Origin of the sequence: Bradyrhizobium sp., assembly GCF_004799445.1 — a bacterium.
In the GTDB taxonomy this organism is placed as follows: domain Bacteria; phylum Pseudomonadota; class Alphaproteobacteria; order Rhizobiales; family Xanthobacteraceae; genus Bradyrhizobium.
The window spans coordinates 1-24,084 of sequence record NZ_SSNA01000104.1 but is presented as its reverse complement, the minus strand read 5'-3'; the positions used below and the strand labels follow the sequence as shown (position 1 = coordinate 24,084).

The window sequence follows — 24,084 nt, the reverse complement described above, 5'->3', positions numbered from 1 at the left end:
TGTCGCCTCGTCGATCGGCTATTTATTGTCCGGAACGGCTTCGATTTCCAGATCGAGCAATGCCGAGCTCAGCGATTTGCCATGCGCGTCGAGCGCGAGTGACCGCGTCACCCCACCGCCCAGCGCGCAGGCCATGACAAAATTCAACGCCGATATGTTGGGCAGCTCATAGCGGACAACCTCGCCTTCGACAACACCGGCGAAATGCGCCTTGACCCGTGCGCTCGTGACCTGCTCGAGCAGCAGCTGATAGTGTTTCGCGTCATAGGCGATCACGGAAATGTTGGAGGTATTGCCCTTGTCACCGGTGCGGGAATGGGCGATCTCGCGCAGCTTCATCGCAACTCGCCCCCGACAAATTGGACTCGCGGCGCCGCCAATTCGCGCGGCAGCAGGACCGAGGCGACGGCGACGACATCGCGCGCCGATTTGAACGCCCCGCCGCCGGCGGCCGGTCCATTGGTGTAGAGCGTTTCGACCTCATTGCCGATTCTGACCGCCTCGCGCAGGTTCTCGGTGCGGCCGGCAACCCGCACGCGGACCTCATAGGGTTCGTTGGCGTGGGCGGAGACCTGGGCGCCATGCAGGGAATCGACGCCAATCAGCTCGAACCGCAACTCGCTGGCCGCGACGCCGGTCAGTTTCAACCGCTCACGAACGATGTCGAGCGCCAGCCTTCCGCGCGCCAATGCGCCGGGACCGGCATAGGAAATCTGGCCCTCGCCGATGAAACTGTCGAGATAGCCGACCGAAACCTTGAGCGTTCCGGTGCGTCGGCTGCCGCGCCCGCCGCTGATGCGCACGCGGTCCTTGCCGATCTGCTCGATCCTCACCTGCGAGAAATCCGCCGTCACGTCGGGCTGAAGATACCGGGTGGGGTCGTGCACCTCGTAGAGCAGCTGCTCCTTGCAGGTCTGCTCGGTCACCGCGCCGCCGGAGCCCGCGACCTTGGTGATGACGAGGCTGCCGTCCTCGCCGACTTCGCCGATCGGAAAGCCGAGCCGCGCCAGATCGGGAATATTCTTGTAGGGCGGATCGGCGAAGTAGCCGCCGGTGATCTGGCCGGCGCATTCGAGCAGATGGCCGGCCACGGTGCCCTGCCCCAGCAGATTCCAGTCATCCATCGCCCAGCCAAACGCGTGGATCATCGGCGCCAGAAACAGCGCGGGATCGGAGGCACGCCCGGTGATCACGACATCGGCGCCGCCACCGAGCGCCTCCGCCATCGGCTCGGCGCCGAGATAGGCATTGGCCGACAACAGCCGGTTGCCGAGCTGCTTGATCGTGCCGTCGAACTCCATGATCGGCAGGTCGCGCGCCTTGCAGGCATCGAGCACGTCATCGCCGACGATTGCGGCGATCTTCAGCGCAGAGAGTCCCAGCGATTTCGCAATCTCGGCGGTCTTGCGCGCTGCGGCAACCGGATTCGCCGCACCCATATTGGTGACGATCCTGATGCCCCTGGCGGCACAGACCGGCAATACCGCGCGCATCCGCTCCTCGAGCAACGGATCGTAGCCGGCTTCCGGATTTTTCATGCGCGCCTGCTGGGCGAGCGCGACCGTACGCTCGCCGAGGCACTCGAACACCAGATACTGGATCTCGCCTCTTTCGGCGAGCTCGACGGCGGGCTCGATGCGATCGCCCGAATAGCCCGCGCCTGATCCGATCCTGATCGTTCGCATCACTTCAGTCCGAAATATGCGCGCCGCAACGCTTCGTTGTCGGTCATTTCCGCAACCGTACCGGAAAAGCGGATGCGCCCGCCTTCCAGCACGAATACCCGCGTCGCCACTTCGAGGAAACCGATATTCTGCTCGGCGATCAGGAGCGCAAGCCCCCGTCCGCGCAGATCGCTCAGGATTCGAATGACTTCCTTGACAAACAGCGGCGACAGCCCGGCCGAGGGTTCGTCCATCACCAAAAGACGCGGCTCCGCGGCAAGCGCCTTGGCGATGCCAAGCATCTTGCGCTGGCCACCGGAGAGACTGGACGCCGGCGCCCGGCGTTTTTCGCGCAGTGCCGGGAATAGGCCATAGAGTTCCTCGACCCGGGCGCCGGGATCGGCATGCCCCAGCGCCTGCGCGCCGACGCGGATGTTTTCCTCGATCGACAGGTCGGGAAACACCGCGAGTTCCGACATGTAAGTCATGCCGAGCCGCATCCGGTCGCTGGAGCGCATCCGCGTCACGTCTTCGTCGCCAAGCGTGATGCTGCCGTGCCGTGCCTCGACCAGACCGACCAGCGATTTGAGAAAGGTCGTCTTGCCGGCGCCGTTGGCCCCGAGCAGCAGCACGGTCTCGCCGGCGCGGACGTCGAGATCGACCCCCCACAGCACCTGCATGGTGCCGTAGCCGGCGTCGACCCCCTCCGCCTTCAGGAGCGGCGCGGCCTCAGGCGGCATGCTCGCCTCCCAGGAACACCTCGATGACCTGCGGAACCTGCACCGCGACCGCGAGCTTGCCTTCGAAAATCTCCTTGCCGGCGTTCATGACAATGACGCGATCGGTGATGTGCTCGATGAAGCCCATCAGATGCTCGACCACGATGATCGCCACCCCGCTCCGCGCCAGCGCCTTGATCCGCTCGGCGATCCAGTCGAGCTCCGCCGGATTGAGCCCGGCGGCCAGTTCATCGAGCAGCAAAAGCCGAGGTCGGGTGGCGAGCGCCCGCACCAGATCGAGCATCTTTTGCTGCGCGTTATTCAGATCGGCCGCCGGCCGGTCGGCGACATCGGTAAGCCGATATTCGTCGAGCAGGGCTGCCATGTCAGGCGGCGCCACCGCTGCCCGCCCGTAGGCCAGCGCGACCTCGATATTCTGCCGCACCGTCAGCGACAAGAACGGCTTAGGGATTTGGAAGGTGCGGTTGATGCCGCGATGAACCAGCCGGTGCGACGCAACCCCGCCGATCGAGCCGCCATCCAGCACCACCTCGCCTCCGTCGGGGGCGTAGAGGCCGGAGATCACATTGATCGCGGTGGTCTTGCCGGAGCCGTTGGGGCCCACCAATCCCAGAATTTCGCCGGCGGCGACATGGAAACTCAATCCGTCGAGCGCGTAAAAGCCGCCGAAGCGTTTTGTCAATTTGGCGACGTTGAGGATGGGTGCGGTATCAGGGGACATGCCAGCCCCTCCGCGTCGCGAGGGACACCAGGCCTGCGGGGAGAAACAGCACGAGCCCCATGATCAATAGTCCGTAGATCAGCTGGAAGTATTGCGGCGTGGTGAATCCGATCAGATTGTAGATGCCATAGAGGAGGATGACGCCGACGATCGGACCACAGATCGAGGCAACGCCGCCAAACAGCGCAAACACGATGGCGAAGATGCTGAACTCGCCGCTGAAGACATTGTCCGGGTAGAAGACCGAAACGTACCAGGCATAGACGCCGCCGGCGAGGCCCGCGACCAGCGCGGAAACCAGCCACGCGATCACGCGCATGCGCACCACATTGACCCCCGCCATCGACGCGCTGACGGCATCTTCCCGTACCGCCTGTAACGCGAGACCAAAGCGGGAGTTTTTCAGGAACACGACCGCACCGAGCGTCAGCGCCAGCACCACAAGCGCGGCCGTATAGGCGAGTGTCGGGTTGAAAGTACCCGTGAGCGAGACGCCGTACGGTCCGCGCGTGATGTTCTCGAGCGCCGGATTGGCGACGAAGTGCAACACCGCGAGCGAGGCCGCGAGATTGGCGATGGCGAAATAGGCGCCGGATAGCCGCAATAGCGGTGTCAGCAACAGCCCGAGCGCGACGCCGACCAACCCGGCAACCAGCACCGCCACAACCGCCGGCGCCTGGTAATGCATCACCAGGATCGCAAAGCCGTAGGCCCCGGCGCCGAAGAAGCCGACATAGCCGAACGGCAGATAGCCGGTGAAGCCATAGATGATGTTCACGCCCTGGGCGAGAATCAGAAAGATGACGAAATTGAACAGCAGCAGATGGTTCTGGTAGACCCCCGGCAGCACCGCGAAGACGGCGAGCAGCGGCGCGACGATGAACAACATGTGCTTGAGGGCGCTAGGCAACGCGCACCCGCCTTCCAAGCAGACCGCTCGGCCGAAGCAGCAGGATGAAGATCAGCAGCACATAGGGCAACAGATCCGCCCATGAGCTGAGATAGGTCTGCACCAGCATGTAGCAGACGCCGTAAACGACGCCGCCGAGCGCGGTGCCGAGAGGGTTGCCGAGCGATCCCAGCACCACAATGGCAAATGACGTCACCGTCGCATCGGCGCCGAATGCCGGTGTCACCGATCCGAACATGAAGGGCGCAAAGATGCCGGCGACCGCCGCAAGCCCCAATCCGATGCCGAATGCCGCGGCCGAGACGCGGTCGACATCGATGCCGGTCGCGAAAGCCTCATCGCGCCGCGACATCACGGCGCGGGTCAGCGTACCGAGCCGGGTGCGGTACAAATAGACGTAGACAAGCGCAATCGCGATCAGGCTGGTGGCGGCGGCGATCACCCAGGAAGCCGGAAATCCCTGGCCGAAGATCTGCACCGGGCCGCCAGCATCCGGCTTGCCGCCGAACAATTTGACCTTGATGGTCGAAAACACCGTGCCGAGCGCGCGGCTTTGAATCGAGCGTTCGCTGGTGCCGAAGAAAATTGTCGTCACCGCCTCGATCACCTGCGACAACCCAAAGAACAGGATGATCGACAGCATTTCCGGATTGGCCGATCCCTGCAGCCGCGGCACCAGCACCCAATACAGGAGCACGCCGACCATCAGGAAAATCACGAACGCCAGCGGCACCGCAAACAGGGGATCGATACCCGCGAGCGTGACGACGCCAAACGCCACAAACGCGCCCAGCATCAGGAAGTCGCCATGCGCGAGATTGACGATGCGCATGACGCCGAACACGAGATTGAGGCCGATCCCGACCAGGCTGAAATAAAGGCCGAACAGCACGCCGGCGACGAGCGCATAGATCAGCATCGGCGCGTTGCTCCCGGCATCCGGTCCGCGATGTGCGCTTCGCTCATGGACGCGGATAGACCGGCTTGCCGGTGGCGGTCTCGTGCGGATAGATCGAGATAAATTTGATATGGCCGTGATCGTCGAGCGCCAGTTGCCCGAGCGGGGTCAACTCGCCGATCTGACCGCCCATTTCATCGAGCGCGAAGGTGCCATCAAGCGTCTTGAGCTCTCCGGACAGGCTGAACACGGCGCGCCGCAGCTCGAGCTGATCGAGACTGGCCGCAACTGAAAGCGTCTTCTCGATGATCAGCCCGGTGGTGTATCCGGCAACGGCGTTGAAGCCGAACTCGATCTTGCCGTCGGGATATTTCTTTTCCCAGGCGGCCTTATAATCCTTCATGTTCATGCCGAAGTTGACCGGATAGTCCACCTCCGAGGGCGGCACATAGGTGAAGACGTGCTCGAGGCCCTTCTCGCCGACGTTTTTTTCTAGCAGCTCGGTCTCAAGGCCGGCATAAATGCAGAACAGCATTTTGAACTTGACGCCGACATCGGCGACATTGCGCAGGAACGCGATGTCGTTGGGCGCGTAGCCGAAATGGATCACCGCGTCCGGCTGGGTATTGTTGATGTTGTTGATGATAACGGTGTAGTTGGTGGTCTCGGTGGGAATGCCCTGGTCGTAGACGATTTCGATCGGCGCTCCGGAATCCTTGACGAATTTGCGGAAGGCGTTGGCCTGGGTGCCGGTGAACTCGTTGGTCGAGTAGAGAATCGCGATTTTCTTGATCCCGAGGCCCGGCCCGTCATGCGAAATGAAATCCGCGACCGGTTTTGGCCAGATGGTCGAGACCGGGTCGGCCATCAGCGCGATATAGGGATTGTCCTTGGAGAAAAAGCTGGCGCCGGTTCCGGTCTGGTCGAACAGGAACATCTTGCGGTCGCGCGCAATCGCCACCGCGGGCGCGGTCAGCACCGAGCCGGAATCCGCGACCAGGAGGTCGACCTTGTCCTGGGTGACCAGCTGATTGTAGAGCGTCGAGGCGGTAGCGGTGTTGCTCTGATCGTCGTAAGCGACAAGCTTGACCGGGACCTTCTTATCGAAAGCCTTTACATAGACCCCGCCGTCGGCATTTTTCTGGTCGGCCCAGAGCTTGAGCGCGCTATAAACCGGCATCGAAATCGACGCGTAGCGCCCGGATGAGGCATAGAGCGTGCCGATCTTGATTTCGGCCGGCACATCGGCGGCAAATGCCTGCGCGGCATAGGTCAAACCTGCAAGCACCACCGCGCCCATCACCCTCAGCATCAAATCCTCCCGGCATTTCTTCATTCCGGCGGACAATAGCGCGGGCGGTCGCCGGGATACAAGCGCTCCGGACCAGGCAATAGTGCGTGTACCGGAATAGGCGACATGCGGGCGGTCCGCTGGACCGTTGACGCCGGGCCGTCCAATGTCGCATCAAGATCAAAACGGGCGGATCGAAGCGAGCCCGCTCAGGGAGGGATCACCGACATGGCCGAGCCGGCGCGCGCACGCCCGAAACCGACACCGGAAACCCAGCATTTCTGGGACGGCACGCGCGCGAATGAACTGCGGCTGCAGCGTTGCGACGGCTGCGCCCATGTCTATTTCCCACCGCGCCCGTTCTGCCCCGCCTGCGCCTCACGCAAGGTCAGCGTGTTCAAGGCAACCGGCAAGGCCACGCTCTACAGCTACGTCATCCATCACCGGCCGGTCCCGGGCTTCACGCCACCTTATGCCATCGCGGTCGTGGAACTGGACGAAGGTCCGCGCATGATGAGCAATATCGTCGATTGTCCGCAGACGCCGGAGGCACTCGAACTCGACATGAAGCTCGAAGTCGCGTTCGAAAAGCTCGACGACAACATCACCCTGCCCCTGTTCCGTCCGGCGAAGGGGTAAGCATCATGCGCAGGAACCCGGTTGCGGTCGTCGGCGCCGCCGAAACCACCGAACTCGGCGTCATCCCGAACGTGTCGCAGATCCAGCTGCACGCGGATGCGGCGCTGAACGCCATCGCCGATGCCGGCCTGAAACTATCCGATATCGACGGCTTTGCCACCGCGGTCGAGACGCCGCAGCAGATCGCCCATTACCTCGGCATCACCCCGACCTGGGTCGACGGCACCTCGGTCGGTGGTTGTTCCTTCATGCTGCATGTCCGCCACGCCGCCGCTGCGATCGAAGCCGGGCTGTGCAAGACGGTGCTGATTACCCATGCCGAGAGCGGCAAATCGAATATCGGCCGCACCCCGCGCATGATCGGTCCCGACAGCCTGAACGGGCAGTTCGAGCTACCCTACGGCGTCTCAACGCCGGCCAGCACGTTTCCGATACCGGTGCTGCGCTACATGAAGACCCACGGCATCACCCATGAACAAATCGCCATGGTTGCGGTGGTACAGCGCGAATGGGCCGCGAAGAATCCGCGCGCCACCATGAAGACGCCGATCACGGTCGAGGATGTGCTGAATTCGCGGATGATCGCCTATCCGTTCCGCATCCTGCAATGCTGCCTCGTCACCGACGGTGGCGGCGCGCTGATCCTGACCTCGGCCGATCGTGCGCGGGACTTTCCAAAGCGGCCGGTCTATATCCTCGGCACCGGCGAGAGCGTGGAAACGCCGATGGTCAGCCAAATGCAGACGTTCGACAGCTCGCGCGCGTTCAGGGTCGCCGGGCCCCTAGCCTTCCGCGAGGCCGGCATCAGCCACAAGGACGTCGATCATCTGATGATCTACGATGCGTTCGCGCATTTGCCGCTCTACGGTCTCGGCGATCTCGGTTTCATGCCGCATGAAGAAACCGGCCAGTTCATCGCCGACGGCAACACAAGACCCGGCGGCAAGCTGCCGCTCAACACCAACGGCGGCGGTCTCAGCTACATGCATTCGGGCATGTATGGCATGTACGCGCTGCAGGAGAGTGTGCGGCAAATGCGCGGCATCGCGCCGGCGCAGGTTCCGGGCGCGAAGATTTCGGTCTGCCACGGCGTCGGCGGCATGTTCGCCGCAAGTGGCACGATTATTTTTACGAACGAGAGATGAGTATTTCGTGAGCGACGCGTGGCTCCCTCCTCCCCCTCACCCCGCTCTTCGCGGGGAGAGGGTTGGGGTGAGGGGCTTTATCGACGCATTCGGTCTCGCGGAGAGTCCCCCTCACCCGAAATTCGCTATCGCGAATTTCGACCTCTCCCCGCAAGCGGGGCGAGGTGATTGAGCAAAACATCAGAAGCCGGAGCACCCCATGACCAAATCACTGCAGGACAAATCCATCGTCGTCACCGGCGCCGGGCGTGGCATCGGGCGCGAGATCGCGCTGCTTTGTGCAGCCGAGGGCGCCAAGGTCGTGGTCAACGATCCCGGCGTCGCCGCCGACGGCTCCGGCTCGAACGCCTCGCCGGCCGAGGAGGTGGTCGAGGAAATCAGAAAGCGCGGCGGCACGGCGGTGGCGAATTTCGAGACCGTCGCGGAAGCGGTTCCGGCCAGCCGGATCGTCAAGATGGCGGTCGACAGTTTTGGCAAGCTCGACGGCATCGTCAATAATGCCGGCATCCTGCGCGACGCGATCTTTCACCGCATGAGCATCGACGCCTTCGAGTCCGTCATCAAGGTGCATCTGATGGGCTCGTTCTACGTCTCGCACGCCGCGGCGCGGTTGTTCCGCGAGCAGGAAAGCGGTTCGTTCGTCCACTTTACCTCGACCTCGGGCCTGGTCGGCAATTTCGGCCAGGCCAATTACGCCGCCGCCAAACTCGGCATCGTCGGCCTGTCGAAATCGATCGCGCTCGACATGAACCGCTTCAATGTACGCTCGAATTGCGTGTCGCCCTTCGCCTGGAGCCGCCTGATCGGCACCATTCCGACCGAAACCGAAGCGGAGAAAGCAAGGGTGGAAAAAATTCAGCAGATGGGCCCGGAAAAGATCGCGCCGATCGTGGCCTTCCTGCTCAGCGACGCCGCGAAAGACGTGACCGGGCAGATCTTCGCCGTGCGGATGAACGAGATCTTCCTGATGAGCCAGTCGCGTCCGCTGCGCTCGATCCATCGCGGCGAGGGCTGGACCGCGCAGACCATCGCCGAGCATGCCATGCCGGCGCTGAAATCGTCGTTCTACAAGCTCGACCGCTCGGCGGATATTTTCAATTGGGATGCGGTCTAGCGGTCGCGTTATCTCTTCAGAGGTCGTCCCTGCGTTCGCAGGAACGACCCGCATATCTTTGTCTTACCCCCAACTCCGGTTGTTCCTTCGCCCCTCGCCCGCTTTATGCCGAAATGTCGGCGCAGGATTTCCTCCCCAACAACAAAATACGGGAGGAAATCATGACAAATCCAATACAATCCGATCACCAGGCCGAGGCGGCATCGGCCGCAGTCAACCGCCGCAACCTGTTGCGCGGCGCCGCAGCGATCGCCGCCACGGCTGTGACCGTGAAGGCGGCCTCTGCAGCGACCGTCACGCCGTTTGGCGAAACCGGCGTTCCGACCAGGTCAACCGAGCGGTTGCCCTTGGGGCCACTCTCCGGGAGCCGCTATCCGGATTCTCACCTGGAGTCTCTCAAGAAGCCAAAGGTCTCTTTTGGGCCATCCGGTTTTCCGGCCTTCGCCGGCACCATGGCGGTTGAGCGCGTCGCAACCGGATTCCGCTGGGCGGAGGGACCGGTCTACTTTCCGGCTGGCCGCTACGTGTTGTTCAGCGACATTCCCAACAATCGCATCATGCGCTATTCGGAGGATGATGGTCATTTGAGCGTATTCCGCCAGCCGTCGATGAACTCGAACGGCAACACCATTGACCGGGAAGGACGCCTGATCACGTGCGAACACAGCGGCCGACGGGTCACCCGTACTGAGCTCGACGGCTCGATCACCATCATCGCCGACAAGTACAACGGCAAGAAGCTGAACTCGCCGAACGACGCGGTCGTCGCCTCCGATGGTTCGATCTGGTTCACCGATCCCGTTTACGGTATCGGCGGCAATTACGAGGGCATCAAAGCCGCGCCCGAGCAGGAAAAGCATAATGTCTACCGGGTGGATCCGAAATCTGGTGACGTCAAAGTTGTCGTCGATGACTTTGTGGAGCCCAACGGCATCACCTTCTCGCCCGACGAGAAGAAGCTCTATGTGATCGACACGGGCTTCACCGACGGGCCGGACAACCCCTCCCATATCCGCGTGTTCGACGTGGATGTCGGCGCTGGAAAGGTTTCGAACGGTAAAGTCTTTGCGGAAATGCCGAAGCCCAGTATCACCGACGGGATGCGTTGTGACACCGACGGGCGGATTTGGTGCTCCGTGGGTTGGGGCGACCCGAACGAGGACGGTGTGCGCTGCTACGCGCCTGACGGCGACCTGCTCGGCAAAATCCACATACCGGAGACTGTTGCCAATCTGTGCTTCGGCGGTACGTACCGGAATAGACTTTACATCTGCGGCTCGACATCACTCTATGCGGTCTACACGAGTGTTCAGGGCGCCATGAAGCCGTGACCATCTCTCGCATCATTGCCGATTGAGCGACGAAAAGGGGCGGATGGGGATATTCCATTCGCCACTTCGTCATGCACATCCACCTCACCCGCTATTCCTCAACCCCGCCGAAATACCATTGATTGTGATCTGGATGCCGCGCAGCACCGCATCGTCGGGGTTCTGCGCGCGGTGCTCCTTCAGGAGCTCCACCTGCACATGGTTCAACGGATCGAGATAGGGAAAGCGGTTGCGGATCGAGCGCTCCAGCAGCGGGTTGCTCTGCAGCAGGCGCTCCTGCCCCATGATGTCCAGCAGCAGATCAATCGAGGTCTGCCATTCGCTCCGGATGCGCCCGAAAATACTTTCGCGCAAGGCGACGTCCGGCACCAGTTCGGCATAGCGCGAGGCGATCGCGATCGAGCTCTTGGCCAGCACCATGTCCATGTTCGACAACAGCGTGCGGAAGAACGGCCACTCGCGGTAAAGCTCCTTCAGGAACGGCATGCCCTTGTCGGGATGCTCCTTGATCCAGGCTTCAATCGCGCTGCCAAAGCCGTACCATCCCGGCAGCATCAGCCGGCATTGCGCCCAGCTGAACACCCAGGGAATGGCGCGCAGGTCCTCGATCTCGCGGGTTTTCTTGCGCGACGCCGGCCGGCTGCCGATGTTGAGCGTGGCGATCTCGGTGATGACGGTCGAGGCCCAGAAGTATTCGGCAAAGCCCTCGGTCTCATAGACCAGCCCGCGATAGGCCTTGAAGGCCAGCGCCGATAGCTGCTCCATCGCCCTCAAATAATCCGCGTTGGGCGCGCTGTGCTTTGGCTGCAGCAGGCTTGCCTCGAGCGTCGCCGCGGCAAGCACTTCCAGATTGTTGCGGCCGACCTCGCTGTTGGAATATTTGCTGGAGATGATTTCGCCCTGCTCGGTGATCCGGATCTGGCCGTTCACGGCGCCGCCGGGCTGCGCGATGATGGCGTCATAGCTCGGCCCGCCGCCGCGCCCGACCGAACCGCCGCGGCCGTGGAACAACCGCAAGCGAACATGGTGGCGCTCGAACACTTCGATCAGGCCGATCTCGGCCTTGTAGAGTTCCCAGCCCGAGGTGACGAAGCCGCCATCCTTGTTGCTGTCCGAATAGCCGAGCATCACTTCCTGCACCGCGCCGCGGCTGTCCACCAGCTTGCGATAATCGTGCAGCGACAGCATCCGGTCCATGATGCCGGCGGACGCCTGCAGATCCTCGATGGTCTCGAACAGCGGCACGATGTTGATGGCGCTGCGGCCGGAGGGGTCGACGAGACCCGCCTCCTTCAAGAGCAGCGCGACCTCCAGCATGTCCGACATCCCCTTGCACATCGAGATGATGCATTGGGGGATGGCATCGGCGCCGAATTTGGCGTGGGCTTCGGCGGCCGCGTGGAACACCGCCAGTTCGCCCACCGTCTCCTCGCTGTATTTCACGAAGCTTGACGTCAGCGGACGGGCATTGCGCAGTTCGCTGATCAGAAGCGCGACCCGTCCCTCTTCGTTCAACGCCAGATAGGACATGCCCGGCATCGCCGCATCGATCAGTTCTGCGACCGTGCGTTCATGCACCGCCGAATTCTGCCTGATATCGAGGCTGGCCAGGTGAAAGCCGAAACAATCCACCGCCCGGCGCAAGTGGCGCAGCCGTCCGCGCGCGATCACGCGCGAATTGTTCGAGATCAGCGAACGATAGAGAATATCGAGGTCGGCCTTGAACTCTCCGACATCGGCATAGGGCGCGGCCGCGCCGACCGGCGCCCTGGTGGTTTCAACATCGAGCCTCGCGGCGGTGGCGGTAAGCCGGGCGTAGATGCCGGACACCGCCAGCCGGTAGGGCTCGCCGCTTCGATGCGGCGAGGTGTCGGGCGAACGCTCGGCGAGTGCCCGCAGATCCTTCGAGACATCCGCAAGATGCGCCGCGAGCGACAATTCGGATCCGAGCACGTGCAGTTCTTCGAGATAAAAGCGCAATACGCGACTCGACTGCATCTTCAGCGTGCCGCGCATCACTTCCGCGGTCACGAACGGATTGCCGTCGCGATCGCCGCCGATCCAGCTTCCCATCCTCAGGAACGAGGCCAGTTCGCCCGGCGCGGCGCCGTCGCCCTCGTTCAACCGGTCCTCCAGCGCGCAATGCATCCGCGGCACTTCGTGCAGGAACGTGTAGTCGTAAAAAGACAGCCCGTTGGCAACCTCGTCGAGCACGGTGAGCTTGGTGCGGCGCAGAATGTTGGTTTGCCATAATGTCAGCACCGCGCGGCGCAACTGCTCGTCGCTCAGCTCGAGTTCTTCCGGCGTCAGCTGGACCCGTTCGCGCCGGTCGAGCAGGGCTGCGATCTCCATTTCGCGATCGATCGTGCTCTTGCGGCGAACTTCGGTGGGATGCGCCGTCAGCACCGGGCTGACCAGGGCCGTTGCGAAGAATTTGCGCAGGTCGGCCGCGCTGAAACCGGCCCCGCGCGCATGTGACAGCGTCAGCGCCAGCGTTCCCGGGCGTGGCGTTCCCCCGGCGTTGGAGCGCGCCCGCATCTGGCGGATGTTGTTCTGGTCTTCGGCGATGTTGGCTAGGTGCGAGAAATAGCTGAAGGCGCGGACGATGCGCACGGTCTGGCTGGTCGACATGCTGTCGAGGATGATTTCAAGCTCGCGCCGCGCCGGCTTGTCGTCATCGCGGTGAAACCGGATCGAGGTCTGCCGGATGCGCTCGACCAGATCGAACACGTCGGCGCCTTCCTGGTCGCGCACGGTGTCGCCGAGGATGCGTCCAAGCAGCCGGATGTCATTCCGCAGCCGGATGTCTTCTTCGAGCGCCGAGGCTTCCTCGGCGCGGTTGGACCTGAGGTCGGTGTCGGAAGGCATGATCTGGGGTGACATCGCCAAAATGCTCCAGAAACTGCCCGGCACCCTTGAGTCGCAATTTTTTGGGTGCAGCGCAAGACCAAGAAACGGGCGATCCTACCCCTGCTCCCCTCCGCAGACCATTGAGGTTCCGCCGCTGTTCAGCTGTCGGCGAAGCGCGGGGCGCGCTTGTCGATATTGGCGCGCACGGCCTCAAGCTGATTGGCGCTCCCGATCAGCTTCATCTGCTCGACGGATTCGGCCAACAATGCCGGACCGGGATCGACGGAGAGTTTGTTCAAAAGCCGCTTGGCGGCGCGGATGGCGTCGGGACTTTTGCCCGCGATTTCCTGCGCGACGTCGAAGGCGGCCGCGCGCGGGTCATCGCAGATCCGGGTCGCGAGGCCGTAACCGAGGGCCTCCTGGGCCGAGAAAACCCGGCCCGTATAGGTCAGTTCGCGCAGGATGTCGTCGCGCACCAGGCTCGCCAGGATCGGCGTTCCCGCCATGTCAGGCACCAGCCCCCATTTGATCTCCATGATCGACATCCGCGCGTCAGGGCTAAGAAACCGCATGTCGGCGCCAAGCGCGAGCTGAAAGCCGCCGCCGAATGCGACGCCCTGGATGGCGGCGATCACCGGAACCGGAAGCTGCCGCCATCCCCAGACGGCGGCTTGCGGAAAGTTGGCGATGCCATGGGTGCGCGCGACGAGGTCGCGCTTTTCACCGCCCGCTATCCCGTTACCTCCGCCTGCCTTCATCGCGGCGAAGCTGTCCATGTCGAGCCCGGCGCAAAATGCACGGCCTTCGCCGGACAACACTACCGCCCGTAGTCCTTTCTCGTGGGCGAGCCGTCCGGAGGCCGCAACCAGCGCGTCGAACATCGCGGCATCCAGCGCATTCATCTTGTCCGCCCGAACCAGCCGCACATCGGCGATACCGTCCGAGATCGTGACCTTGACGCGATCATCCATCCGAATTCTCCCCTGCAGCTTTCGCGGAAGCCGCTTTACATCAAAGCCTTGTCCGGTTTTAGTCAATCAACCAATTAACAGACATCCATTCAGGGCGGAAATTGCCATGTTCAGCGAAAACCTCCTCGCAGGCCGGCGTATCCTTGTCACGGGTGGCGGCACCGGGCTCGGCAAATCGATGGCGGCGCGCTTTCTTGAACTCGGCGCCGAGCTCCATATCTGCGGCCGCCGCAAGATCGTCTGCGACGAAACCGCGACCGAACTGATGGACCTCTATGGCGGCCGCGTCACCAGCCACGGCGTCGATATCCGCGATGCGCTCGCCGTCGACCAGATGATCGATGCGATTTTCACCGATGGGCCGCTCACCGATCTCGTCAACAACGCCGCCGGCAACTTCATCTCGCGCACCGAGGATCTTTCGCCACGCGGTTTCGACGCGGTCGCCAACATCGTCATGCACGGCACGTTCTATGTGACGCACGCGGTGGGCCGGCGCTGGATCGCCGGCAAGCATCCGGGCAATGTGGTGTCGATCACCGTCACCTGGGTCCGCAACGGCAGCCCGTACGTGGTGCCGTCGGCGATGAGCAAGTCCGCAGTCCATGCCATGACGATGTCGCTGGCGACGGAATGGGGACGCTACGGGATCCGGCTCAACAGCATCGCGCCCGGCGAAATTCCGACCGAAGGCATGAGCAAGCGCATCAAGCCCGGCGACGAAGCCGGCGCCCGCACCAAGGCGGCGAACCCGATGGGCCGCGTCGGCAAAATGGAGGAACTGCAGAATCTTGCGGTGTTCCTGATCTCCGGCGGCTGCGACTGGATCAACGGCGAGACCATCGCGATGGACGGCGGCCAGGCGCTGGCGATGGGCGGCAACTTCTATCAGTTGCGCGACTGGTCCGACGCCGACTGGACCCAGGCCCGCGACGCCATCAAGGCGCAGAACGAAAAGGACAAAACCGCGAGGGGATGAGATCGTCGTCCCTGCGAACGCAGGGACCCATAACCACCGGCGCGAATTGCCGCGAAGGCAACGAACTCCATCGCTTTGGCCGATAGGCCGCAGCGTATGGGTCCCTGCGTTCGCAGGGACGACGCTGTCAGCCTCCCCTTCCCTTGTCTTTGTCGCGCAACGACGTCAGAATTGCGCCAAACACGAACAATCACCATGGGGGAAACATGTCCGCTGCAGAGGGGCCGGCAAACGTTGTCGACATGGTTCGCGCGCGGGCGAAGACCCGCGGCGACGTCATCGTCTTTGAATTCGAGGGACGAAAGACCAGCTTCGCCGAATTCGATATCCTGACCAACCGGGTCGCCAACGGGCTGAAAGCGCTCGGCGTCAAACCGCATGACCGCATCGCCTATCTCGGAAAGAACAGCGACATCTTCTTCGAACTCCTGATCGGCGCGATGAAGGCCAATGTGGTGATGGCGCCGGTGAACTGGCGGCTTGCGGCGCCCGAGATCGCCTTCATCGTTGCGGATTGCAAGGCCCCTGTGCTGTTCGTCGGACCGGAATTGGTGGCGCAGGCGCGCGCGATAAAGTCGCAATTGCCTGACCTGCGCACCGTCATCACGACCGAAGGCGGCGCACCGGAATGGCAGGACTACACCGCCTGGCGCGACGCGCAGAGCGCCGATGACCCCAAGGTCGCGATCACCCGGCAGGACGTCGCGATCCAGCTTTATACTTCCGGCACGACCGGAAAACCCAAAGGCGCGATGCTGTCCCACGCCAATCTTCTCAATCTGCTGGAAACCGGCGAGGGCGAAAAGCCCGACTGGAACAGCTGGACGGAGGACGACGTCTCGCTGGTGGCGATGCCGGTCTTCCACATCGGCGGCTCCGGCTGGGGGCTGCTCGGCCTCTATCACGGCGCCAGCGGCGTGATCGCCAGGGAGTTCGATCCCACAAAAGTGCTGGATTTCATCGAACAATCCGGAATCACCAAACTGTTCATGGTCCCGGCCGCGATGCAGTTCGTGGTGCGGCAACCGCGGGCGCGGAGCGTGGATTTTTCGCGGCTGAAATACATGCTCTATGGCGCTTCCCCGATTCCTGCGGCCCTCCTGAAGGAATGCATCGAGGTGTTCGGCTGCGGCTTCGTGCAGGTTTATGGCATGACCGAGACCACCGGCAGCATCGTGGCGCTCGCGCCCGAAGACCATGTCGAGGGACTGGAGCGGATGCGCTCGGCCGGCAAGGCGCTGCCCGGCGTTGAACTGGCGATCCTCGATGCCAACGGCAGGAAATTGCCGCCGGGCGAAGTCGGCGAAATCGCCACCCGTTCCGGCTCCAACATGGTGGGTTACTGGAATTTGCCGGAGGCCACGGCGAGGACGCTCGGCCGCGATGGCTGGCTGCGCACCGGCGATGCCGGCTACATGGACAAGGACGGCTTTCTCTACATCCACGACCGCATCAAGGACATGATCATCTCCGGCGGCGAAAACATCTACCCCGCGGAGGTCGAAAGCGCGATCTGCGACCACCCCGATGTGGCCGAAGCCGCCGTGGTCGGCGTGCCCGACGACACCTGGGGCGAAGCGGTCAAGGCGATCGTGGTGACGAAGCCGGGCAAGGAGCTGACGGCCACCGACATCATCAATTTCACCCGCGAGCGCATCGCCGGCTTCAAGACGCCGAAGACGGTCGATTTCATCCCGGCGCTGCCGCGCAATGCCTCCGGCAAGATTCTGCGCCGTCATCTGCGCGATCCCTATTGGGAAGGCAAGGACCGGCAGGTAAATTGAGGGGGTAGCCACACGAGCGCAGGTTCTACCACCGTCATTGCGAGCGGAGCGAAGCAATCCATTGATGACAAGAGCTGGATTGCTTCGTCGCTGACGCTCCTCGCAATGACGACGAACCCTCATTTACCCCCGAACTTGGCCGGACGCTTCTCAAGGAAGGCGGTGACGCCTTCCTTGAAGTCTTCCGTCGCACCCGCCTGGCGCTGTGACTCAAATTCAAGGTTGAGCTGGTCTTCGAACGAATTGTCCGGGCTCTCCCAATAGAGCTGGCGGATCAGCGACAGCGCCACGGTCGGACCGTTGGCAAGGTCACGGGCGAGCTTCATGGTCTCCTCCCACAGAGCCGCATCGTCATGGACCCGGTTGACGAGACCCCATTCCAGTGCCTTCTCGGCCGAAAGCCGTTCGCCCATCAGCGACAGCTCGACCGAGCGCGCCTTTCCGATCAGCCGCGGCAACAGCCAGGTCGATCCGCAGTCCGGCACGAGGCCAATGCGGCGAAAGGCTTGCAGAAAATACGCCGTGCGTGCGCACAGGATCATATCGCCCATCAGGGCAAAGCTCATGCCGGCGCCGGCGGCGGGCCCGTTCACGGAGGTGACGATCGGGCAATGCAGGTTACGCAGGCGCCGCAGGAACGGATGGAACGCGGTTTCCAGCGCCGCACCGGCGTTGCTCTTGCCCGGCTTCTGGGTGTTACGCCCCTGCAGGTTGGCGCCGGTACAGAATGCGCGTCCCGCGCCGGTGATGACCAGACAACGCACTTCGGTCTTCTTGTCGTCGATCGCATCAAGCGCGTCGCAAAGGCTGCCCAGCATGTCGAGCGAGACCGCGTTCATCACCTCCTGATGGTCGAGCTTGAGGATGGCGACCGGTCCATCGAAATCCAGCGTGACGTGCTTGAATTGCATGTGTTTCCTCGTCTGTTGTGGGCGGGCGCGCCGCTTATCCTGAGATCGTCATGCTATCATATTGGGGAAAGGTGTCTCGGCGATGGTGGAGAGCCCACCGATCGAAGTTATCGAATAGGCTCTTTCAGACACGCCGTCGCATTCCCGCGGCGTTATACGCCCGAGTTGTGGCCTCAAACATCCGCCCCAAGACAAAGGGCGTGGGGAATGCCGGGTGTCCAGTGCACCCGCAGCCGCGCGTGCCGAGTAGAAAGCACGCGCGTTAGTCACCACGAGTCCACCGGAATCACCCGGCATTCCCGCACGCTATGGTTTTAGCGGTTTCCTTCGCGCTCTCCCCGGTGACCGGGCTTTCTTGCCACCGTCGTCAGCGGATATTTCCGCCAACTTGACCCCAGCGTCGGGGCGTCAGGACCACACGACTTCGCGTCCGCAAGTTCGCGCCATCGTCGAAAGCGCAACTCGCGTCCACCGCATCCCGCCCCACCTTCGTGACGATCGCGAAACGCCCCTTTGTTGGTACGGGACGGCGATGAATATATTTTTGATTTGCGTGGACGACGGAAGGAAATATTTTTGGAAAAGGGGGCTAGACAGGCAAACGACCGACCAGCCTGTCGGGCAAATCAGCCCCCGCCTCTTTATCGACGGTGAACGGCTGAATAGGCTTCCGGCAATAGCGTCACCAGCGCCGACATATTCTGCGTCTTGCTTCATGGGGATGCGAGTATGTACCCTTTCGTTCCGTTGATATACCTAGGTCAACCATCGGATTGATCCTATCATGGTACACATTGACTTGAATATAAAGCGCGGGCTGGAACAGCAGCGTTTTCTAGATTATTTGAACTCTCGTCTAAGTCCAAGAATGTCGACATCTCGTGGGGCCGCCGGCTTCAGTGAAGATGGCACCTTCGAAAGTGTCGTGACGGGTCCATTCAGCATCGATGAAGATCAAATAGAACTTTCATGGGCATATAGGAAATCTGCGGATGGCGAACTGCTTTACATCGAAATTCAGGAAGTATTGATCGAGAGTGGCGATGTAAAGTGGGAAGATGCCGTCCATAAGTTAGTGATAGGGGCGCTAACATCGGCGCTCGAACTTAAACGCAATCAGTTTTTTTATCGCAATGTCTTCAACTACGTCGGGCCTCAGCTGGACGGCGAATATTGGTTTGGTCAGACGCGCTTCGCGCCGGTTTGGCCAGAGGACGATCAGCCGATGTTATTGAATGCGGAGCGCGTTGTCTGCATAGATCAGATGGTTTCCGCTATTGACCAGACTGACGCTTGGGCTCTCGCCAATCAGTCAAGTGCGCGGCTAGCAGCGAGACTCTCGTTGCTTTTAGACAAAGGGCTATACAGACCGCCCATGGAACAGCGGTGGGTGCATCGCCCAGGCGACGCAAAGTCCATCAGGGGTGGTTTGGTTTTCAATGGGTACGGCGTATGGCCAACGGTGCTGCCAAGAAAGGGTGAAAGCTGCAAGCCTGGGCAGTGGGCTGGCACACTTACAGAGCGATACTCTACGTTAGGTTTTTTGAGTCTTCCGAAAGAAGCCCGACGAGTTCTTCGAGTAATCGATGCAGCGTCGCCAGCAATTTCGGAATCCTTCGATCGGGCATCACGGCTCTATCAAATTGCGAGCGTTTTAGCCGGCCAATTTCCGTCAGTGAGCCTTGCGTACCGCGTGGCAGCAGTTGAAGCTCTAAGTAAGAGCGATCCGTCGACAGATCATTTCAGCGAGTTCATGCGAAAAAATGTGAGCTCCGTAGGAAACCTCGATCCTATTTTGAAATTTCTTTACGGGACCGCCCGTTCCGGGCACTTTCATGCCGGAGAATTTCCTCTAGGCGAGTATGATCTGTCGGAATTTCCACGGGCTCTTATGAGCAGCGATTACATTGCCAACTCGCATCTTAGGAGGATTAGCTTTGCTGTCACCAGAGAGGCAATAATAAACTGGCTAGTGGCTCGATTGCCGATCTCCGATGACGAGGATCATGATTAAGTTATTGAAGCGGCCGCACAACTGTTAGGATGACGCCACCATCTTGTGCGTCTACTCCGCCGCGCTCATCATAAACCCCTCATATTCCTTTGCCGCGACGTCGCTGCTGATCCGGCGATAGACACTGAAGCCACCGCTAGGGCATGAACATGAATATGCGCGGGCTTGCCCGGCCCGAGGGGCCGGCTAACCTAACGGGTCCGCGCATGGCGCGACCCGAGGGCAAGGCTCCGTCATCACCCGTCTCTTTATCGTCGGCGACCACCGGGTTAGGTTTCGAAACCCCGGTCAACACAGGGAATGCACCATGGAATATGCCGCCAACGACCTCACGCAGCGCGAGCGTTACAAGGTGCTGACGTCATTTGTCTTGCCGCGGCCAATCGCCTGGGTGACGACGGTTGGACCAACCGGGGTTGTCAACGCCGCGCCCTTCAGCTTCTTCAATGTATTCTGCGAAGATCCGCCGCTCTGCATGTTCGCCGTCAACCTGCGGCCCGATGGCCGTGTCAAGGATACGCTCGTCAATATCCGGCGTAGCGCAGAGTTCGTGGTCAACCTCGCCGATGAGCCGTTGGCGCGCGCCATGCACGACTCCAGTGGCGACTTTCCGCCCGATATTGGCGAGCCCGGCTACCTCGGGCTCAAGCTGGCACCCTCGTCGAAGCTGGCAGTGCCGCGGCTTGCCGACGCGCCGTGGGCGATGGAATGCAAGACCTGGAAAACGATCGACGTGAATAGTGACCGGCAACTCATCATCGGTGAAGGCATCCATTTCCACATCCGCGACGATTTGTGGGACGATGCCGCCATGCGCGTGCATATGGACCGCTACCATCCGGTTGGCCGCATGTTCGCGGACCGTTACTGCCGTACCGACGACAGGATCGAATTCCCGGCGGCGCAGGGGCGCGAGGCAGCTAAAGCGTAGGGCGGTTTAGCCAAACGCGTCATTGCGAGACGCGCAGCGACGGAGCGCGGCGCGCGTCCGCTCGGCCGCGCCCATCACAAACCCCTCATATCCCTTTGCCGTGGCTCGTTGCAGTAGCAAGTAGCCCGCTCGCTGCGACTTGCGTTGGGACGCTCAGGCGGCCTTCTTTCCCAGCACGTGCCAGACTTCCAGTTGATCGCCCCCTTTTACCTTGATGGTCCCTTTGGACTCGCAAACGAATTCATCCTTGATCAATTGATAGGTATTGCTGGTGATCTGGATGGATCGGCTTTGTCCCTGAGATTCCATGCGGCTTGCGATGTTCACGGCATCACCCCAGAGGTCATAGATGAACTTCTTGCGGCCGATGACGCCCGCCACGACCGGACCGGAATTGATGCCAATGCGAAACGCGAGCTGCCGATCGCCGAACTTGCGTTCGGTTACCGCGGCCCGCATGTCGAGGGCCAAATCCACGATCGCCCTGGCGTGATCGGGGCACCGCCGCGGTACCCCGGCAGCAACCATGTAGCAATCGCCGATTGTCTTGATCTTCTCAAGATCGTATTTCTCGACCAGATCGTCGAAGCACTGAAAAACCTCATTGAGAAGATCGACCACGCGCAGCGGCGTCATCGTCGCCGCCATCGGCGTGAATTCGACGACATCGGCGAACAGGATGCTTGCAGCTTCATAATGAGCCGCAATCGGTTGCTGCTTGGCCTTGAGCGCCTCCGAGATTTCCCTTGGCAGAATATTGAGCAACAGCATCTCGGAACGTTCCTGAAAGAAGTTCCGTTGACCGACGAAGTAGTAGAGCAGTGCGAACGCAACGACGATCACCGATCCGACATTGAGCACGAAAAACCAGGTCACGAAGGTTTCGGGCAGGCCGACGGGGACCAGATAAGGCTGCAGGATCGCGCTCACGATCAAAAGCGAGACGAAGCCAAGGATCCAGAACACCGTTCGGCGCAGGTCTTCGAGAAGAAGCGCCGCGAGCGGGCACAAGGCCGCCCATATGATCACCACGCTCGAGTTCCCGAATCCGCCCAGGCTCATCATCAGTAGCCATGGAAGGATCAGAAAAATCAGAAGCTGGACGAAGCGGTAAACAACGAGATTGCGGGTCCACGCAAAGACCGCCGTATTGATCCGGGCGATGATCGTATACAGCCCCGGAATGGCGGCGGAGAGTGGCGCGCCAGCGGCGAAGTAGATGACGCTCCACAGGACAGTCAAAGGCAGGAGTCCGAGCGAAAGCGAAACGATAAGGCGTTTTTGCAGCGCCAGTTCGGAACTGTCTGCCCGTGCGGCGCCGATGCGGCCCGCTTGCGCCACAAGGTACCGGCAAACCGAGGCAATCCACCGCACTCGCTCGATACGCTGAGCTGATCCCTGCTGCATGGCCGAAACCCTCGATTGAGATCCTTTCGCCGCTGTTACCCCGATTCAACCGGTTATACGGGCTCTCGATACTTCATTACGTTCTTCGCCGTGAAAAAATACTCAGGATGACGCTGCCATCTTCTGCGCCCGTTCCGCCGCTCTCATCACAAACCCCTCATAGCCCTTCGCCGCGACCTCGTTGCAGATCCGGCGATAGACGCCGACGCCGCCGATATAGGGCATTAAGATGCGCGGCTTGCCCGGGATGTTGGCGCCCATGTACCAGGAATTGGCCTGCGGATAGAGCGTCAGCTGCGCCACTTCATTGACGTGCGCGACCCATTTGTCCTCGGCCTCCCCGGTGGCTTCCACGACCTCGAGGCCGCGGGCGCGCATGAAGGCGATGGCCTCAGTGATCCAGTCGACATGCTGCTCGATCGAGACGATCATGTTGGAGAGCACCGACGGGCTGCCGGGTCCGGTGATGATGAAGAGATTGGGGAAACCCGCGCTCATCAGACCGAGATAGGTCTTGGGGCCTTCGGCCCATTTCTGGTTCAGCGTCTGGCCGTAGCGGCCACGCAGTTCGATCTTGGCCACCGAGCCGGTCATCGCATCAAAACCGGTCGCCAGCACCAGGGCATCGACCTCGTAATCCCTGCCCCCGGCGCGCACGGCATTCGGCAGAATTGTCTCGATTGGATCGGATCTGATGTCGACCAGCGTCACGTTCGGACGGTTGAAGGTGGCGTAGTAGTCGGTATCGACGCAAATCCGTTTGGAGCCGATCGGGTGATTATCCGGCTTGAGCTTCTTCGCCGTCTCGGGATCGCGCACAATCTCGGCGATCTTCTCCCTGACAAAACCGGCGGCGGTATCGTTGGCGGCTTTGTCGAGCAGGAGGTTGTTGTAGGCCAGCATGAAGGTCAGGCCGCCTTTCATCCAGCGCTGCTCGAATTGGGCGCGGCGCGCGTTGTCGCCATCGTCGAGCGCACCGCGGTCGGGCGGTTCGGCATAGATGCCGTTGCGCGCCTCCTCGCGCGCAAAGCGCCGGATTTCCGGATAATTTTCTCGAAACGCGTCGCGCTCTTCCGCCGTCAATTCCGCGTTGCGGGCTGGAATCGAAAAATTCGCGGTGCGCTGGAACACCGTGAGATGGCGCGCCTGTTCGGCGATCACCGGCACCGACTGGATCGCCGAAGAGCCCGTGCCGATCACGCCGACGCGCTGCCCGGTAAAATCGATCGGTTCATGCGGCCAGTGGCCGGTGTGATAGACCTTGCCCTTGAAATCCGACAAGCCCCTGATATCCGGCATGCGCGCATTCGACAGACACCCGGTGGCGAGCACGACGAATTTCGCGGTCACGGTCGCACCGTCGGATGTCGTCACCTGCCATGTGCTGGCGTTCTCATCGAATTCAGCGCGATCGACGCGGGTGTTGAGCGCGATATCGCTCCGCAGCTTGAAGCGGTCGGCGACGTGGTTGGCGTATCGCAGAATCTCGGGCTGCGGCGCGTAGCGCTCGCTCCAGTTCCATTCCTGCTGCAGTTCGTCGGAGAACGAATAAGAATATTGCATGCTTTCGACGTCGCAGCGTGCACCGGGATACCGGTTCCAGTACCAGGTGCCCCCGACATCGCCACCCTGTTCATAGACCCGGACCGACAATCCCAGCCCGCGCAGCCGGTGCAGCATATACATGCCGGCAAAGCCGGCGCCGACCACGACGACATCGTAGACGTCGCGGCCCGCGGCGTGGTCTTTGTCGGACATGAATGGCAAGGCGGACATCACTTGGC

At 61.7% G+C, this 24,084-nt stretch carries 20 protein-coding genes; 8 read left to right on the top strand and 12 right to left on the bottom strand.

Features of this window, described 5'->3' with window-relative positions; translation table 11 throughout:
• Positions 1-18 precede the first annotated feature (18 nt).
• From E8A46_RS14265 to E8A46_RS14235, 7 genes are read right to left on the bottom strand one after another with little or no spacing between them, the layout of a single operon-like run.
• Entirely contained in the window at positions 19-339 is a 321-nt protein-coding gene (locus tag E8A46_RS14265) for a hypothetical protein (protein ID WP_291561657.1), read from the bottom strand.
• Positions 336-1,685 (bottom strand): acyclic terpene utilization AtuA family protein, encoded by a 1,350-nt coding sequence (locus E8A46_RS14260; RefSeq protein WP_291561656.1) that lies wholly within the window; start codon positions 1,683-1,685, stop codon positions 336-338. Before E8A46_RS14260 ends, E8A46_RS14265 begins: the two co-directional genes overlap by 4 nt.
• Positions 1,685-2,404 (bottom strand): ABC transporter ATP-binding protein, encoded by a 720-nt coding sequence (locus E8A46_RS14255; protein ID WP_291561654.1) that lies wholly within the window; start codon positions 2,402-2,404, stop codon positions 1,685-1,687. Before E8A46_RS14255 ends, E8A46_RS14260 begins: the two co-directional genes overlap by 1 nt.
• Positions 2,394-3,125 (bottom strand): ABC transporter ATP-binding protein, encoded by a 732-nt coding sequence (locus E8A46_RS14250; protein WP_291561651.1) that lies wholly within the window; start codon positions 3,123-3,125, stop codon positions 2,394-2,396. Before E8A46_RS14250 ends, E8A46_RS14255 begins: the two co-directional genes overlap by 11 nt.
• A complete protein-coding gene (locus E8A46_RS14245) occupies positions 3,115-4,035 on the bottom strand; it encodes a branched-chain amino acid ABC transporter permease (RefSeq protein ID WP_291561648.1) in 921 nt (306 codons plus the stop codon). Before E8A46_RS14245 ends, E8A46_RS14250 begins: the two co-directional genes overlap by 11 nt.
• Positions 4,028-4,954 (bottom strand): branched-chain amino acid ABC transporter permease, encoded by a 927-nt coding sequence (locus E8A46_RS14240; RefSeq protein ID WP_291561646.1) that lies wholly within the window; start codon positions 4,952-4,954, stop codon positions 4,028-4,030. Before E8A46_RS14240 ends, E8A46_RS14245 begins: the two co-directional genes overlap by 8 nt.
• A gap of 43 nt (positions 4,955-4,997) precedes the next feature.
• Entirely contained in the window at positions 4,998-6,245 is a 1,248-nt protein-coding gene (locus E8A46_RS14235; protein WP_291561645.1) for an amino acid ABC transporter substrate-binding protein, read from the bottom strand.
• Between the two features lie 207 nt (positions 6,246-6,452).
• On the opposite strand from E8A46_RS14235, the gene E8A46_RS14230 reads away from it, so the two are divergent.
• The 4 genes from E8A46_RS14230 (at position 6,453) to E8A46_RS14215 (ending at position 10,453) form a co-directional block, all read left to right on the top strand.
• Positions 6,453-6,863, top strand: coding sequence for a Zn-ribbon domain-containing OB-fold protein (locus tag E8A46_RS14230; protein ID WP_291561644.1), 411 nt, complete (start codon positions 6,453-6,455; stop codon positions 6,861-6,863).
• Between the two features lie 5 nt (positions 6,864-6,868).
• On the top strand, positions 6,869-8,008 hold the full coding sequence (locus E8A46_RS14225) for a thiolase (protein WP_291561643.1): 1,140 nt from the start codon (positions 6,869-6,871) through the stop codon (positions 8,006-8,008).
• Positions 8,009-8,207: 199 nt separating this feature from the next.
• Positions 8,208-9,122: an SDR family NAD(P)-dependent oxidoreductase gene (locus E8A46_RS14220; protein WP_291561642.1), complete on the top strand. Its 915-nt coding sequence runs from the start codon at positions 8,208-8,210 to the stop codon at positions 9,120-9,122.
• 452 nt (positions 9,123-9,574) lie between these two features.
• Positions 9,575-10,453 (top strand): SMP-30/gluconolactonase/LRE family protein, encoded by an 879-nt coding sequence (locus E8A46_RS14215; protein WP_291561711.1) that lies wholly within the window; start codon positions 9,575-9,577, stop codon positions 10,451-10,453.
• Positions 10,454-10,537: 84 nt separating this feature from the next.
• Here E8A46_RS14215 and ppc read toward each other — a convergent pair whose 3' ends face one another.
• Together ppc and E8A46_RS14205 are read right to left on the bottom strand one after the other, a co-directional pair.
• The gene (gene ppc / locus E8A46_RS14210) at positions 10,538-13,336 is read right to left on the bottom strand and encodes a phosphoenolpyruvate carboxylase (RefSeq protein WP_291561641.1); all 2,799 of its coding nucleotides are present in this window, start codon (positions 13,334-13,336) and stop codon (positions 10,538-10,540) included.
• 125 nt (positions 13,337-13,461) lie between these two features.
• Entirely contained in the window at positions 13,462-14,274 is an 813-nt protein-coding gene (locus tag E8A46_RS14205) for a crotonase/enoyl-CoA hydratase family protein (RefSeq protein ID WP_291561640.1), read from the bottom strand.
• 106 nt (positions 14,275-14,380) lie between these two features.
• Between E8A46_RS14205 and E8A46_RS14200 the strand changes: the two genes are divergently transcribed.
• Positions 14,381-15,253 carry an SDR family oxidoreductase gene (locus E8A46_RS14200; RefSeq protein ID WP_291561639.1) on the top strand — a complete coding sequence of 291 codons (873 nt, stop codon included), beginning with the start codon at positions 14,381-14,383 and terminating at the stop codon, positions 15,251-15,253.
• 206 nt (positions 15,254-15,459) lie between these two features.
• Entirely contained in the window at positions 15,460-17,037 is a 1,578-nt protein-coding gene (locus E8A46_RS14195; RefSeq protein WP_291561637.1) for a fatty acid--CoA ligase, read from the top strand.
• A 119-nt stretch (positions 17,038-17,156) separates the two neighbouring features.
• Here the strand turns inward: E8A46_RS14195 and E8A46_RS14190 are convergent, their stop codons facing one another.
• Positions 17,157-17,948, bottom strand: coding sequence for an enoyl-CoA hydratase/isomerase (locus E8A46_RS14190; RefSeq protein WP_291561636.1), 792 nt, complete (start codon positions 17,946-17,948; stop codon positions 17,157-17,159).
• Positions 17,949-18,732: 784 nt separating this feature from the next.
• Between E8A46_RS14190 and E8A46_RS14185 the strand changes: the two genes are divergently transcribed.
• Together E8A46_RS14185 and E8A46_RS14180 are read left to right on the top strand one after the other, a co-directional pair.
• Positions 18,733-19,962, top strand: a complete 1,230-nt coding sequence (locus E8A46_RS14185; RefSeq protein ID WP_291561635.1) for a hypothetical protein — start codon at positions 18,733-18,735, stop codon at positions 19,960-19,962.
• Between the two features lie 307 nt (positions 19,963-20,269).
• Complete coding sequence (locus E8A46_RS14180) at positions 20,270-20,893, top strand: flavin reductase family protein (RefSeq protein ID WP_291561634.1); 624 nt, start codon at positions 20,270-20,272, stop codon at positions 20,891-20,893.
• A 153-nt stretch (positions 20,894-21,046) separates the two neighbouring features.
• Here the strand turns inward: E8A46_RS14180 and E8A46_RS14175 are convergent, their stop codons facing one another.
• Both E8A46_RS14175 and E8A46_RS14170 read right to left on the bottom strand, forming a co-directional pair.
• Entirely contained in the window at positions 21,047-22,300 is a 1,254-nt protein-coding gene (locus E8A46_RS14175) for an adenylate/guanylate cyclase domain-containing protein (protein ID WP_291561633.1), read from the bottom strand.
• 102 nt (positions 22,301-22,402) lie between these two features.
• A complete protein-coding gene (locus tag E8A46_RS14170; protein ID WP_291561709.1) occupies positions 22,403-24,076 on the bottom strand; it encodes an NAD(P)/FAD-dependent oxidoreductase in 1,674 nt (557 codons plus the stop codon).
• Positions 24,077-24,084 lie beyond the last annotated feature (8 nt).